This window comes from Cryobacterium sp. (assembly GCF_025463825.1).
In the GTDB taxonomy this organism is placed as follows: Bacteria; Actinomycetota; Actinomycetes; order Actinomycetales; family Microbacteriaceae; genus Cryobacterium.
Genome location: NZ_JAODBG010000110.1, coordinates 21,650 through 34,828 on the forward strand (window position 1 = coordinate 21,650; position 13,179 = coordinate 34,828).

The window sequence follows — 13,179 nt, forward strand, 5'->3', positions numbered from 1 at the left end:
CGTCTGCGGCGTGTCCGCCCCTGCGTTCGCAGTCAGGACGGCGAAACTGGACTTCTCACGCAGTTAGAAGGAAGGGGCTCACGATGTTCGGTCGTCGACGTCGCACCGCACCCGTTGTCCTCGCGCCGGTGGTCCCCGCCCTGCCAGAGCTCAGTGACGCCCAAATCTTCGAACACCTGCACTCCGCGCTCGCCGAGCTCGTCGGCGCGGACGGCGCGTGGACCCTCGTTCCCCGTCAGGCCGATGACACCGACATGATCTTCCACGACCTCAAGGCGTCCCAGATCGCCACCTCGCTCACCCGGATCCTGACCACCGAGACGACTCGTCTGCGCACCGAGGAGGTGGCGGCCCCGGCGAATATTGCCGAGCCGCGCACCGACACTCCGGTTGACGGCATCACCGCTGTGACCACCGAGGCGATCCTGGTCTCCTCCGGCGCCGAACCGACGGCGCTGCCGTGGAACCCGGCTCCCATCTCGGTGTGGGCCGAACAGCACGAGGGCGCCCGCGCGGCCAGCCGCACCACCTCCCGCCTGGTCGCCTGACCCCATTGGCCGCCGGCGGCCTGCTGCCCGTGTGAGGATGACTCCATGGCGCAACACATCGAGGACTACGCCCTCCTGAGCGACTGCCACTCGGCGGCCCTCGTCGGCCCTTGTCGGCCGTGACGGCAGTATCGACTGGCTCTGTCTGCCGCGGTACGATTCCGCATCGATGTTCGGGGCTGTGCTCGGCACCGAAGACCACGGCCGTTGGTTCCTTGCCCCGGCCGACGCCACGGCCACGGCCAGCCGCTCCTACCTGGGTGAGAGCTTCATCCTCCGCACGGTCTGGACCACCAGGACCGGCGTCGTCGAGGTGACCGAGTTCATGCCCCACGGCGACGGCCGGTCGGATGTGGTGCGTACCGTGCGCGGCCTGGCCGGCTCCGTCGACATGGTGCAGGACCTGCGCCTGCGGTTCGGCTACCGCGCCACCGTGCCCTGGGTACGACAGCTGCGGCACGAGAAGTCCCCGGGGCTCATTGCCGTGGCCGGGCCGGATGCCGTGGTGGTGCGCGGACCCGCCCTGCACGCCGCCGACCACCGGCACGAGGCCCGGTCCACGGTCTCCCAGCACGAGAGTGTCAGCCTGCAGCTCACCTGCCTCGCACCTCCCGCTGCCGCCGGCGCTGGACGTTTCGAGCTCCCTCGCTGACACGGCCACGTGGTGGGCGGGCTGGGCGGATAGCTGCGTGCACGAGGGGCCGTTCCGCGACGCCGTGGTGCGTTCGCTGCTGGTCCTGCGGGCGTTGACCCACGAGGCCACCGGCGGGATCGTCGCCGCGGCCACCACCTCGCTGCCGGAGTTCGCCGGCGGCAGCCGCAACTGGGTCTACCGGTACGTGTGGCTGCGCGACGCCTCGCTCACACTGTCGGTGCTGCTCTCGCACGGCTACGAGGTCGAGGCGGAGGATTGGCGGGGCTGGTTGCTGCGCGCCATCGCCGGCGACCCGAACGACATCCAGATCATGTACGGCCTCGCCGGGGAACGATACCTGCCCGAACGGGAGCTGTCCAGCCTGCCGGGCCACCGGGGCGCGGCGCCGGTGCGGGTAGGCAACGGCGCCGTGGGCCAGTTCCAATCCGACATCGTGGGCGAGGTGATGGTGGCCCTGCACGAGGCCCGTGGCGCCGGGGTGGAGGAGACCGAGTTCTCCTGGCCGCTGCAACTGGCCCTGATGGCTTACCTCGAGGCGAACTGGCGCCGGCCCGACCAGGGCATCTGGGAGGTGCGCGGGCCGGCCCGGGAGTTCACCCACTCCCGGGTGATGGTGTGGGCGGCCTTCGACCGGGCGGTGCGGGGGATCACCGAATACGGCCTGCCCGGCCCGCTCGAGCGCTGGCGACGCATCCGGAGCGAGGACCGCCGGGATATCGAGGAGCGCGGGTTCGACGTGGCACGCGGCTGCTACACCCAGTCCTTCGGCAGCGACGAGGTCGACGCGTCACTGCTGGTCTTGCCGCAGGGGGGTTCTTGCGCCGCCGACGACCCCCGGATGCTCGGCACGGTCGCGGCCATCGAAACCGACCTGCTGCGCGAGGGCCTGCTGTTGCGGTACACGAGCCGGGCGGCCCTGGACGGCCTGGAACCCGGCGAGCACCCGTTCCTGGCCTGCTCCTTCTGGCTGGTCGAGCAGTACGCGGCGTCCGGCCGCACCGATGATGCGCGGGAGCTGATGGCACGCCTGGTGGGCCTGGCGAACGACGTGGACCTTCTGGCGGAGGAGTACGACGTGTCCACGGGGCATCACGCCGGCAACACGCCCCAGGCCCTGAGCCACCTGACCCTGGTGCGCGCGGCCGACGCCCTCGCCCTGGCCACGGCGCGGTCCGCCGCGGCCTGACGCGGGTCAGGACGAACTGGTGCGGTTGCGAGTCACGAGACCGTAGATCAGCAGAACGACGATCGAACCCAGGATGGCGATCACCCAGGTGCGCAGGTCGAAGAACGTTCCCATGTCGATGTTGAAGAGCAGACTGGCGATCCAGCCACCGAGGAGCGCGCCGACCACGCCGAGAAGCAGGGTCACGAACCAGCCACCGCCCTGCCGCCCGGGCAGGATCAGCTTGGCGATCGCGCCGGCCAGCAGACCGAGAAGGAGAAAACCGAAGAATCCCATGGTGACAGCCTTCCGTTGTCCCGGCTTCGGTGGACTCGCCGGCCGGCTGCCACGATCATAAAGCCGTACTCGCCCTGCCGATAGGCGCAGCCATCAGCGGTTCGGTTGGCGGGCGGCCGGGTTGCGTCAGAGATCACCCGAATTCTTTGTAGGTATTCCACTGCGCCGACGTCATGCCGAATTCTAGATTGAAGACCATGACAGCCCATGCCTCCCTCCCCCGCCTCAGCGTGCGCGATCTCGCGCAGATCGCCATCTTCGCCGCCCTGATCGCCGCCCTCGGCTTCCCCGGTGCCATCGCCATCGGGGCCAGCGCCGTGCCGATCACCTTCCAGACCCTGGGCGTGATGCTGGCCGGCGCGATCCTCGGCGCGCGGAAGGGCTTCCTGGCGGTGCTCCTGCTGCTCGTGCTGGCGGCCGCCGGCCTGCCGCTGCTCTCCGGCGGCCGGGGCGGACTGGTCTGGTTCACCACCTCCCCCGCGGCCGGCTACCCCTACGGCTGGCTGCTCGGGGTGCTCGTGATCGGCGCCCTGACCAGCTGGCTGCTGCCGCGGTACCCGTTCTGGCCGGCCCTGGGCGCCACCGTGCTGGGCGGCATCGTCGCCGTGTACCTGATCGGGGTTCCCGTCACCGCCATCAACCTGGGGCTGCCGCTGTGGGCGGCCCTGGTGGACAGCGCGAAGTTCCTGCCGGGCGACCTGGTCAAGGTGGTCGTCACGGTGCTGGTCGCCAAGCAGGTACACAAGGCCTATCCCGGCCTGATCCCGGCGCGGCGCCCCGCCGCCGACATCCGGGTGGACGCGTGAGCGCTGCCGGCATTCGTTTCGAGGACGTCTCGCACGGCTTCGACGACCGTCCGGTGCTGACCGACATCGACCTGCACCTCACCGAACGCCGCATCGGAATCGTCGGCGCCAACGGCAGCGGCAAGTCGACGCTGGCCCGCATGATCAACGGCCTGGTCACCCCGACCAGTGGCTCCGTCACGGTGAACGGCCTCGATGTGCGCCGGCAGGCCAAGCTGGTGCGGCGCGAGGTGGGGTTCATCTTCACCAACCCGGACAACCAGATTGTGATGCCCACCGTGCAGGAGGACGTGGCCTTCACCCTGCGGCGGCGCGGCCTGGACGCCACCGACATCGCCGCCCGCACCGCGGAGGCGCTCGACCGGTTCGGGCTCGCTCACCTGGCGGACCGCCCCGCCCACCGTCTCTCGGGCGGCCAGAAGCAGCTCCTCGCGCTGGCCGCCGTGCTGGTCGCCGGGCCCAGCATCGTCGTGGCGGACGAGCCGACCACCCTGTTGGATGCCCGTAACACCCGCCTGATCACCGGGCTGCTGGTGTCGCTGACCCAGCAGGTGATCGTGGTGACCCACGACCTCGACGTTCTCGAGGGCTTCGACCGGGTCCTCGTGATCGACGAGGGCCGGGTCGTGGCGGACGACGTGCCGGCGGCGGCGCTCACGGCGTACCTGAGCCTGCTGTCATGATCGGCCTGTCCCGATGAGCCCGTCGTGATCGGGCTGTACCGCCCGGGGAGCTCGCTGCTGCACCGCGCCCCGGCGTTGCTGAAGCTGGGCCTGCTCGGTGTCCTGATGATCCTGGTCGGCCTGGTGGCCGACCCGCTGGTCCTCGCCGGCGAACTCGTCCTCGTGGTGGCGCTGTATGCGGTGGCCGGCATCCCGCCCACCGCGGCATGGCCGCAAATCGGCCCGGTCTTGTGGATCCTGGTCTTCGCGGTGCCGGTGCAGGTTCTCGTGGCCGGCGGCTCGGCGGCCGGGTGGACCACGGCCGGACTGATGGCCGGCCGGTTGCTCGTGGCCGTGGCCCTGGCGGCGCTCTTCACGCTCACCACCACGGTCACCGCGGTGCTGGAGGCGTTCCAGGTGCTGCTCCGCCCGTTCCGGCGCTGGGTGGACGCCGACCGGGTGGGCCTGCTCGTCGCCCTGACCATCCGCTGCATCCCGCTGGTGGCCGAGATCGTGCGGGAGGTGCTCGACGCCAGGCGCGCCCGCGGGGCGCAGGGGTCCGTTCTCGCCCTGGCCGTCCCGGTCGTCGTACGCTCGTTGTACGCCGCCGATGCGATCGGAGAGGCACTCGCCGCACGCGGATTGGACGACTGACATCACTGCTCCCGACCCGACCGGCCCCGGAACCCGCCGGCCCGCTCTCGCCGCCGCGCCCGCATCCGGTTCGCCGGCTGGAGCGCCCTCACCGCCCTGGTCCTGGGCATCGTGGCGTTCCTGATCTGGACCCAACTGGTGATGCCGGCCGACCGGGCCGCCGCCCAGGCCGTGTTCGACAACCCAGCGGTCACGGTGACGGACACCCCGGACTCGGTGGTCATCACCCCGGTCGAGGGCAGAACCCTCGCCGGCCTGGTGTTCATCCCCGGCGCCAAGGTGGACCCGTACGCCTACCTCGCCACGCTGGCCGGGACCGCGGAAACCACGGGGCTGACGGTGGTGATCACCAAGCCGACCCTGAATCTCGCGTTCTTCGACCAACGCCCCCTGGCCGCCTTCACGGCCGCAGCGCCCGACGTGGCCGCCTGGTTCGTGGGCGGCCACTCCCTCGGCGGAGTGCGCGCCTGCATGCTCGCCGAAGACGCCCGGGCGGAGGGCACGCCGGTGGCCGGGCTGGTGCTGTTCGCCAGCTACTGCGCCTCGCCGGTCGACGACGGGCTGGCCGTTCTGAGCATCAGCGGCAGCGAAGACGGCCTGAGCACCCCGGCGAAGATCGAGTCCGCCGCCGACCTGCTCCCCGCCGACACCACCTTCGTGCAGGTCGAGGGCGCCAACCATGCGTCCTTCGGTGCCTACGGCGCCCAGCCCGGCGACGGCGCCGCCACGATCCCTCCGGCCGAAACGGCAGCGGCCATCACGGAGGCGATCCTCGGTTTCACCGCGGAGCGGTTCATGCAGTCGGAGTGACCGGCGGGACTTCCGGCACTTGTCGGGCGCGGCGGGGCGGTCCACTATGACCGGTGTCGGCCACAGACGTCCCGACCAAGGAGGATTCATGCGCGCTCGCGTTGTCTACGACACCACCTACGGCAACACCCGCATCATCGCGGAGGTGATCGCGCGGGAGCTGGGTCGGGAAGCGGCCATCCTCAACGTCGCCGACCTCACGGAGACCAGCCTGGCCGGCGTCGACGTACTGGTGGTGGGCTGCCCCATCAACGGCTGGCGGCCGACCGCGAAGATGCAGGCGTTCCTGGACTCCCTGGCGCCCGGCTCGCTGGCGGGCGTACGTGCCGCCGCGTTCGACACCCGCATCAAGCTGTTCATCCACGGGGACGCCGCCGGCAAGATCTCGCAGGTCCTGGCCGCCGCCGGCGCGATTATCGTCGGCAAGCCGCAGGGGTTCATCGTCGTGGGCACGGAGGGGCCGCTGGCACCGGGCCAGACCGGGAAGGCCGGCGCCTGGGCGGCGTTCATCGGCGCCGAGCTGCGCGCGACCGCCTGAGCCAGCCCGCCGGCACCCGCGAGTTGCCGGAAAATGCCCCTTCAGCACGCCGGAAGGGGCACAATGCGGCATGTCGCGGCCGGTGCCCGTGGCGCCGGGCACGCACAAACGGCCCGTGCGGAAGCACGGGCCGTGTTGCGGGGAAGTGGATTACGCGGTGAGCGAGTCCACGTAGTCCTGGTTGTCTTCAATCCATTTCTGAACGACGGGGCCGTAGTCCTGGCCCTCGTAGTCGACGAACATGGCGGCTTCGAGCGACTGGAGCTTGTCGAGGTCCATGGTGTAGCCGCCGATCCACTTGGCGGCCTGCGGGAAGTCGGTGGAGAAGTCCTTCTTGCCGTAGGCCTGGATGGTCTGCGCGACGCCAAGGGTGCCCTCGGGGTCTTCGAGGTTCTTCAGGTCGAACGTTCCATAAGCCCAGTGCGGCTCCCACAGGGTGACGGCGATGTTCTCGCCGGACTTCTGCGCGGCGGTGAGCTCGGTGAGCATCGCGGCGGTGGAGGAGGTCTGGTAGTCCATGTCCTCGAGGCCGTAGGTGGGGATCGTGTTGTCGGTGACGGCCTCGGTGAGGCCGGCGCCGGGCTCGATGCCCACGATGCGGTTGTCGAACAGGTCGGCGTTCTCGGCCAGCTCGGCCATGGTGTCGATCGGCGCATCCGCGTTCACCGCGATGGTGTTCTTGGCCTCGTCGTTCCAGGCGCCGATCTCCGCGATGTCGTCGCCGTACTCCTTGAGGTAGGAGGCATGGGTGTTCGGCAGCCAGACGTCGAGGTTGAGGTCGTAATCACCGGTGGACAAGCCGGCGTACACCGGGGCGACGTCGGCGTATTCGAGCTCGACGTCGTAACCCTTCTCGTCGAGGATGGCCTTCCACAGCTCGGAGGCAGCGATGCCCTCGTCCCAGCCGTTGAACACGGCGATGGTGAGGTCCTTGTTGTCCGAGTTTCCGTTGCCGACGGTTTCGGCCTCGGCTGCGGCGCAACCGGAGAAAGCGAGGAGCCCGGCGGCTCCGAGAGCGAGAACGCCCAGTGAACGGTTCTTCATGTGTTCCTTTCGTGCCGCCCATGAGGGCGGCGGTGGTGCAGGTGTCCAGGGAGGAATGCGCAGGGGGTCAGGACCCCACGAGCACGCCGGGCCGCCTGGCGGCTTCGTGCTCGATCTGGTCCGTGGTCGACGGGGCGGCCGGTTCGGGCTGCAGCGGGGCGCCGGGGTGCGTGTGGGCCGCACGGAACCGGCCGATGGGGGTGTTGCCGGTGCCGAGCGCCGCGGTGATCCGGTCGAGGAAAATCGCCAGTGGCAGCTGGATCTGGCGCAGGATCCGCCACGGCGAGGCGCCGAAGGCCTGGCCGGCTTCGACGACCTCGTGGTCGACGTTGCGGATGCCGAGTTCGGTGAGTCGCACGCCGGGGGCCATGGCGAAGATGATCGTCGCCACGATCCCGGGAACGACGCCGACCCGGAAGAGGATCAGCGCCGGAATCAGGTAGACGAAGGCCGGCATGGTCTGCATGAAGTCGAGGATGGGCCGGATGATGCCCGACGCCAAGCCGGACTTGGCCGACAGGATGCCCAGCGGCACGCTGAACAGGATCGCCAGGATGCTCGCGACGAGCACCAGTGCGAGGGAGTCCATCGCGTTCTCCCACTGGTCGACGCCCACGATCACGACGAGGCCGACCACGGTGCCCCCGGCGAATCTCCAGCCGCGGATCATCAGGCCGAGCACGCCGGCGACCAGGATGATCACCCAGAACGGCGGAGCCGCCAGGGCCAGGTCCACCAGGTCGTAGGCGCCGCTGAAGATGGCGCGGACGAAGTCGAAGAAGAACCCGAAGGTGTCGGTGATGAAGTCGATGAAGGCATCGGCCCAGCTGCCCAGCGGGATGCGGAAGTCGGTGTCGGCTGCAAAGCTCACGGCTGTACTCCTTCCGGCGCGGTCTCGCGCAGGGTTTCGGTGATGATGCTCATCGAGATGGTGGCCGGCGGTTCGATGACCGGCACCTCGCCCGTGGCCGGGCTGACGTCGCCGAGCGCGGCGAGCAGGGTGACCCGCGGGATGACGCCGAGGAGGCGGTTGCGCTCGTCGACGACGGCGATGGGCAGGTCGCTCTCCACGGCTAGTTCGACGAGGTCGACCAGGGCGGTGTCGGCGGAGACGGCGGTGCCGTCGAGGATGATCGAGCGCAGGTCGCCGTCGCCGGCCTTGACCTGCTTGAGCACGTCGCGGTCGCGCACGACCCCGGCGAAACTGCGGTCGCGGCGCAGCACGAAGGTGGCCGACGTCTGCAGGTCCCGCTTGGTGCGGTGGGCCGCCCGCGGCCCGGCGGTCACGGTGACCACCGAACGGGCCGGCTCCATGACGCTGCCGGCGGTGAGGACGCGGGCCCGGTCGACATCCTGCACGAACTGGGCGACGTAGTCGTTCGCCGGGTCGGTGAGGATCTCCTCGGGGGTGCCGATCTGCACGATGCGGCCGTCGCGCATGACGGCGATGCGGTCACCCAGGAACATCGCCTCGTTGAGGTCGTGCGTGATGAAGATGATGGTCTTGCCGAGTTCGGCCTGCAGCTCGATGAGCTGCTCCTGCATCTCGCGGCGGATCAACGGGTCGAGGGCGGAGAACGCCTCGTCCATCAGCAGCACGTCGGTGTCCGCGGCCAGGGCGCGACCGAGGCCGACCCGCTGCTGCATGCCACCGGAGAGCTCCGAAGGGAGGTTGTCTGCCCAGCCGTCCAGGCCGACCAGGCGGATGATGGTGCGCGCCTTGGCGAGGCGCTCGACGCGGGGCATACCCTGCACCTCGAGGCCGTAGGCAACATTGTCGATCACGGTGCGGTGCGGCAGTAGGGCGAAGTGCTGGAAGACCATCGAGATGCTCTGGCGGCGGACGTCGCGCAGCTTGGCGGCCGGGATGCCGGTGATGGTGGTGCCGCCGACGCTGACGGTGCCGCTGGTCGCCTCGAGCAGGCCGTTGAGCATCCGGATCAGGGTGGACTTGCCCGAACCGCTCAGTCCCATGACCACGAAGATCTCGCCGCGCTGCACCTCGAAGGATGCGTCGATGACGGCGGCCGTTCCGAGGTGCGCGAGCTCGTCGCGGCTGGCGCCGCCCTGGAGCTTCCTGACGATGTCGGCGGGCTTCCGGCCGAAGGCTTTGTAGAGCCTGTCCGCCTTGACGGCGATGCCCGGTGCTGCTGGTGTTGCGGTTGTTGCTGGTGGGGTCTGTTCCGCCGGGCTGGCGGATTCTTCTGCCTTGACGGCGATTATTCGGTCACGGATTCTCCGGAGCACGCCGAATAGACCGCCTGGGCGGTCGATGGAGAGGAGGCTCGCTGTGTCGGACGGGTAGCCGAGACCGGCCTCGACACCGGCGGGCGGTGTGGGCTGGAGCGACCATGGGGCCGCGTCCGTCTGGGCCTCACCATACGATCGCGGCGCCCACGTCTGGCTGGGGGCTGCACGTTCGCGTCCTGGTGAAGGGTCGTAAGACCGTCATCGAGCCTAACACGCCGCCCCGTCCGGCTCCCCCGAACGGGTGGGGAGGCGTACGGTCACAGGTACGGAGACAGTGACATGACGAGGTCGAGGAGTCCCTCCGGCGAAGGACGGGTGTGCGGATGTACGGCTGGGGCATCGCACGCCGGCTCCTCGTCATCCATTATGTGTTCGTCGTGGTGCTGACGCTCCTCGCCGGAACGGCAGCCTTCGTCGAGGCCCGTGACCGTGGCTTCACCGAGACGGCCGACCGGATGCTCTCTGTCGCGGCCGCGATGGCCGGCAGCCCCCTGGTGGCGACCGCCGCCCGGTCGTCCGATCCGACGGTCACACTGCAGCCCTACTCCGTGAGGGTCATGAAGGATGCCCATGTCGACGTCATCTCGGTCATGAGCCCGACCGGCATCCGCTGGTCGCACCCGGACACCGGCGAGATCGGCGACAGGGCCGCCGAAGAGACCGCACCGGCGACCGACGGCGTTCCCTTCACCGACATCGGCTCCGGCCCGTCCGGCCCCTGGGTGCGCGCCGTTGTTCCCGTGCTCGACCCGAACGACGGCGTGGTGGGCCTGGTGGCCGCCGAGGCGGGGATCAGCACCCTGCACACCGTTCTCGAGGCGCATCTGCCCGCCATCCTGGCGTTGGCGCTGATCCTGCTGCTGGCCGGCTGGGTGACCTCCCGGTTTCTCGGCCACTACCTGCGCAGGGTCACCCTGGGCTGGGGTCCGGAGGAACTTGCCGAGCAGTTCCTCAACAAGGACGCCGTGCTGCACTCGGTGCGCGAGGGCCTGGTGCTCGTCGACCGCGCGGGAACGGTGCTGGTGTGCAACGACCGCGCCGCCGAGCTGCTCGGCATCCCGCGGCACGGGACCCGCGCCGGGTCGGCCTGCCCCGCCATCGCCGATCTCGGCCTCGCGCCCGGCCTGGCCGAGTTGCTGGCCAGTGGCCGGTCGGTACGGGACGAGGTGCACCGCGTCGGCGCCCGGACCCTCCTGATCAGCCAGGAACCCGCGGTGCCCACCTCGGCCCGGGTGCGCAGCCGGGCCGTGGGGCTGGCCACCGTCACCACCATCCGTGAGGCGCCCGAGGCCGCCGCCACCGCCGACGAAGGGTCTCGTCCGTCCCGGGATCGGGCGAACGGCTAAATTCGTGGCATGACCTCTTCGCAGCCCGTGCCGGCCGCGCGCCACACGCTGCAGATCCTCACCCACCTGGCCGCCCAGCGCGGACCGGTGCCGGCGTCGACCCTCGCCGAGGCCCTGGGCCTGCCCCGGTCCACCGTCTATCGGCTGCTGGGCGTCCTGACCGAGTCGGGCTTCGTGCTGCACTACCCCGAGGCACGCCGATACGGCATCGGACTGGCCGCCTTCGAGCTGAGCAGCGGCTTCTCCCGCCAGGAACCGCTGGCCCGGCTCGGTCGGCCGATCCTCGCCACCCTGGTCGACCGGATCGGCGAGAGCGCGCACCTGGCCGTGCTGCACGGCCGGGACGTGATCTACCTCGTCGAGGAACGCGCCCCGCGGCGGCCGGCGCTGGTGACGGACGTGGGGGTGCGGTTGCCCAGCCACCTCACCGCGAGCGGCCGGGCGCTGCTGGCGACGCTGCCGCTCCCCCAGCTGCGCGCGCTGTTCCCCGACCGGTCCGCCTTCGTGCAGCGCGATCACGGCGTCACGGCGACCACGAGCCCGGTGACCAGCTATCGGGCGCTGAACCGGCTCCTGGCCGAGGTGCGCACGCAGGGCTACGCGGCCGAGGACGGCGATGTCACCGACGGGATCGCATCAGTGGCCGTGGCCGTGCGGGACCACAGCGGCTGGCCCGCCGCCGGTATCGCCGTGACGTTTTCCCGCTCGAGCGTGCCGCCGGAGCGCTGGCCGGAACTCGCCGCGGCGGTGGAACACTCCGCCATCGAGCTGGGCCGCCGGATCAACGGCCGGGCCGGCTGATGTTTGTGGGAACTTTTCGACGGGAATGAACCTTGTGGCCCCGGCTCTCGTTGTTCAGGGTGGATGACCATCATCCCAACGACCACGGACGAGGGTGACATGCAGAAGAAGACGAAGACCGGGCTGTGGATTGCGGGCGGAGTTGTCGTCGTCGGCGGCGGCGCGGCCCTGGCATTCGGGCCGTCGATCTACGCCGACTATGCCAACGGCGCCGCCGAGGCCGCCCCGACCATCGCCGCCACCGCGCCGACGTCCTCAGGCGCGGCGACCGGCACCGAGGTGAACCCCGATGACCTCAGTGGCACCTGGACCGTAGCCGCGGACTCGTTCGCGGGCTACCGCGTCGACGAGGTGCTGCAGGGCAACGATGTGACCGTGACCGGCCGCACGACCGACGTCACCGGCGAGCTCACCGTCGACGCGCGCTCCCTCACGGCGGCCACGGTCACCGTGGCTGTCGCGAGCATCGCCACCGACGAGAGCGCGAGGGACGGGTACTTCCGCGACACCGCGATGGAGGCCGACGACTTCCCGACCGCCACGTTCACCCTCACCGAGCCGGTGACCCTCGAGGCCCCGGTGGCCGGGGTCGCCCAGACGGTCGATGCGACCGGCGAGCTCACGATGCACGGTGTCACCCACACCGTGACCGTTCAGCTGCAGGCCGCCCTCACCGACACCGGCGGCCAGGTCGTCGGCAGCATCCCGATCACGTTCAGTGATTACGAGGTGGAGGCACCCGACCTCGGCTTCGTCTCGGTCGAGGACGCCGGCTCCGTCGAGTTCTCCCTGATCCTCGCGCAGAATTGACCCAGCAGTCCTGACTCCACCGAGCAGGCGATCGACCCGACCGGGAGGTGAGCGTGGCTGAACCGCACACGGAGCTGCTGCGGGCGCTGCACGACGCGCACGGGCCGGCCCTGTTCCGCTACGTCGTGCGCCTGACCGGGGACTACGGATTTGCGCAGGACGTGGTGCAGAAGGCCCTGTTGCGGGCGTGGAAGCACCCTGCCCTACTGGACCGGGACGACGAAGCCGCGCGGGCGTGGCTGTTCACCGTGGCCCGCAACCTCGTCATCGACGACCGGCGGAGCGCCCGCTTCGCCCGGGAGATCAGCACCGACGACCTCCCGGAGCGAGCCTCCGCCGACGCCACCGAGGCCGTGCTGGACCGCTGGCTGATCACGGATGCCCTCACCACGCTCTCCCCCGAACACCGCACGGTGCTGGTGAGCGCGTACTACCTGGCCCGCCCCATCGCGGAGATCGCCCGCCGCGAGCAGGTGCCGGAGGGCACCGTGAAGTCACGCCTGCACTACGCCCTGCGAGCAATGCGGCTCGCCCTACAGGAAAGAGGGGTCACCGAATGACCTCCGCCACCGACCGCTTCCGCGAGTGGGACGCCGCCTACGTGCTCGGCGCGCTCAACACCCAGGACCGGCGGAACTACGAACGCCACCTGCAGACCGGCCCCGCCTGCGCTGCCGCCGTCGCCGAGCTGGCCGGGCTGCCCGGGATCCTCAGCGCCCTGCCGCCGGCCGAGGCCGTGGCCATCGACGAGGCCGCTCGTCCGGACGGGCCGGGCGCCGATGGTGCCGGGGCC

At 70.4% G+C, this 13,179-nt stretch carries 16 protein-coding genes and 1 pseudogene; 13 read left to right on the forward strand and 4 right to left on the reverse strand.

Going from position 1 to position 13,179, the window contains the following annotated elements:
- Nucleotides 1–83: 83 nt before the first annotated feature.
- From JWP54_RS13690 to JWP54_RS17795, 3 genes are all read left to right on the forward strand, one after another.
- Nucleotides 84–548 carry a hypothetical protein gene (locus JWP54_RS13690; RefSeq protein ID WP_297372994.1) on the forward strand — a complete coding sequence of 155 codons (465 nt, stop codon included), beginning with the start codon at nucleotides 84–86 and terminating at the stop codon, nucleotides 546–548.
- Between the two features lie 145 nt (nucleotides 549–693).
- The gene (locus tag JWP54_RS17790) at nucleotides 694–1,200 is read left to right on the forward strand and encodes a trehalase-like domain-containing protein (RefSeq protein ID WP_367274230.1); all 507 of its coding nucleotides are present in this window, start codon (nucleotides 694–696) and stop codon (nucleotides 1,198–1,200) included.
- Between the two features lie 37 nt (nucleotides 1,201–1,237).
- Nucleotides 1,238–2,389 (forward strand): glycoside hydrolase family 15 protein, encoded by a 1,152-nt coding sequence (locus tag JWP54_RS17795; RefSeq protein WP_367274228.1) that lies wholly within the window; start codon nucleotides 1,238–1,240, stop codon nucleotides 2,387–2,389.
- Between the two features lie 6 nt (nucleotides 2,390–2,395).
- Here the strand turns inward: JWP54_RS17795 and JWP54_RS13700 are convergent, their stop codons facing one another.
- Complete coding sequence (locus JWP54_RS13700; protein WP_297372996.1) at nucleotides 2,396–2,665, reverse strand: GlsB/YeaQ/YmgE family stress response membrane protein; 270 nt, start codon at nucleotides 2,663–2,665, stop codon at nucleotides 2,396–2,398.
- Nucleotides 2,666–2,862: 197 nt separating this feature from the next.
- On the opposite strand from JWP54_RS13700, the gene JWP54_RS13705 reads away from it, so the two are divergent.
- The 5 genes from JWP54_RS13705 (at nucleotide 2,863) to JWP54_RS13725 (ending at nucleotide 6,135) form a co-directional block, all read left to right on the forward strand.
- Nucleotides 2,863–3,471 carry a biotin transporter BioY gene (locus tag JWP54_RS13705; RefSeq protein ID WP_297372998.1) on the forward strand — a complete coding sequence of 203 codons (609 nt, stop codon included), beginning with the start codon at nucleotides 2,863–2,865 and terminating at the stop codon, nucleotides 3,469–3,471.
- Entirely contained in the window at nucleotides 3,468–4,154 is a 687-nt protein-coding gene (locus JWP54_RS13710; RefSeq protein WP_297373000.1) for an energy-coupling factor ABC transporter ATP-binding protein, read from the forward strand. Before JWP54_RS13705 ends, JWP54_RS13710 begins: the two co-directional genes overlap by 4 nt.
- Before the next feature lie 24 nt (nucleotides 4,155–4,178).
- Nucleotides 4,179–4,787: a CbiQ family ECF transporter T component gene (locus JWP54_RS13715; protein WP_297373002.1), complete on the forward strand. Its 609-nt coding sequence runs from the start codon at nucleotides 4,179–4,181 to the stop codon at nucleotides 4,785–4,787.
- 111 nt (nucleotides 4,788–4,898) lie between these two features.
- On the forward strand, nucleotides 4,899–5,597 hold the full coding sequence (locus JWP54_RS13720; protein WP_367274229.1) for an alpha/beta hydrolase: 699 nt from the start codon (nucleotides 4,899–4,901) through the stop codon (nucleotides 5,595–5,597).
- An 88-nt stretch (nucleotides 5,598–5,685) separates the two neighbouring features.
- Entirely contained in the window at nucleotides 5,686–6,135 is a 450-nt protein-coding gene (locus JWP54_RS13725; protein ID WP_297373004.1) for a flavodoxin domain-containing protein, read from the forward strand.
- A gap of 150 nt (nucleotides 6,136–6,285) precedes the next feature.
- On the opposite strand, the gene JWP54_RS13730 is transcribed toward JWP54_RS13725, so the two are convergent.
- From JWP54_RS13730 to JWP54_RS13740, 3 genes are all read right to left on the reverse strand, one after another.
- Complete coding sequence (locus JWP54_RS13730; RefSeq protein WP_297373006.1) at nucleotides 6,286–7,179, reverse strand: glycine betaine ABC transporter substrate-binding protein; 894 nt, start codon at nucleotides 7,177–7,179, stop codon at nucleotides 6,286–6,288.
- A gap of 67 nt (nucleotides 7,180–7,246) precedes the next feature.
- Complete coding sequence (locus JWP54_RS13735; protein WP_297373008.1) at nucleotides 7,247–8,050, reverse strand: proline/glycine betaine ABC transporter permease; 804 nt, start codon at nucleotides 8,048–8,050, stop codon at nucleotides 7,247–7,249.
- Nucleotides 8,047–9,318, reverse strand: coding sequence for a glycine betaine/L-proline ABC transporter ATP-binding protein (locus tag JWP54_RS13740; protein WP_297373019.1), 1,272 nt, complete (start codon nucleotides 9,316–9,318; stop codon nucleotides 8,047–8,049). The genes JWP54_RS13735 and JWP54_RS13740 overlap by 4 nt, the downstream gene beginning before the upstream one ends.
- A 434-nt stretch (nucleotides 9,319–9,752) precedes the next feature.
- On the opposite strand from JWP54_RS13740, the gene JWP54_RS13745 reads away from it, so the two are divergent.
- The 5 genes and pseudogenes from JWP54_RS13745 to JWP54_RS13765 all read left to right on the forward strand — a co-directional run.
- The gene (locus tag JWP54_RS13745; protein ID WP_297373021.1) at nucleotides 9,753–10,775 is read left to right on the forward strand and encodes a PAS domain-containing protein; all 1,023 of its coding nucleotides are present in this window, start codon (nucleotides 9,753–9,755) and stop codon (nucleotides 10,773–10,775) included.
- A 9-nt stretch (nucleotides 10,776–10,784) separates the two neighbouring features.
- Nucleotides 10,785–11,576 (forward strand): IclR family transcriptional regulator, encoded by a 792-nt coding sequence (locus tag JWP54_RS13750; RefSeq protein ID WP_297373010.1) that lies wholly within the window; start codon nucleotides 10,785–10,787, stop codon nucleotides 11,574–11,576.
- Between the two features lie 99 nt (nucleotides 11,577–11,675).
- Nucleotides 11,676–12,386, forward strand: a complete 711-nt coding sequence (locus JWP54_RS13755; protein ID WP_297373023.1) for a YceI family protein — start codon at nucleotides 11,676–11,678, stop codon at nucleotides 12,384–12,386.
- 53 nt (nucleotides 12,387–12,439) lie between these two features.
- On the forward strand, nucleotides 12,440–12,946 hold the full coding sequence (locus JWP54_RS13760) for a sigma-70 family RNA polymerase sigma factor (RefSeq protein WP_297373013.1): 507 nt from the start codon (nucleotides 12,440–12,442) through the stop codon (nucleotides 12,944–12,946).
- Nucleotides 12,943–13,179: pseudogene (locus tag JWP54_RS13765) on the forward strand (anti-sigma factor); the annotation flags it as partial. The gene JWP54_RS13760 and the pseudogene JWP54_RS13765, both read left to right, overlap by 4 nt.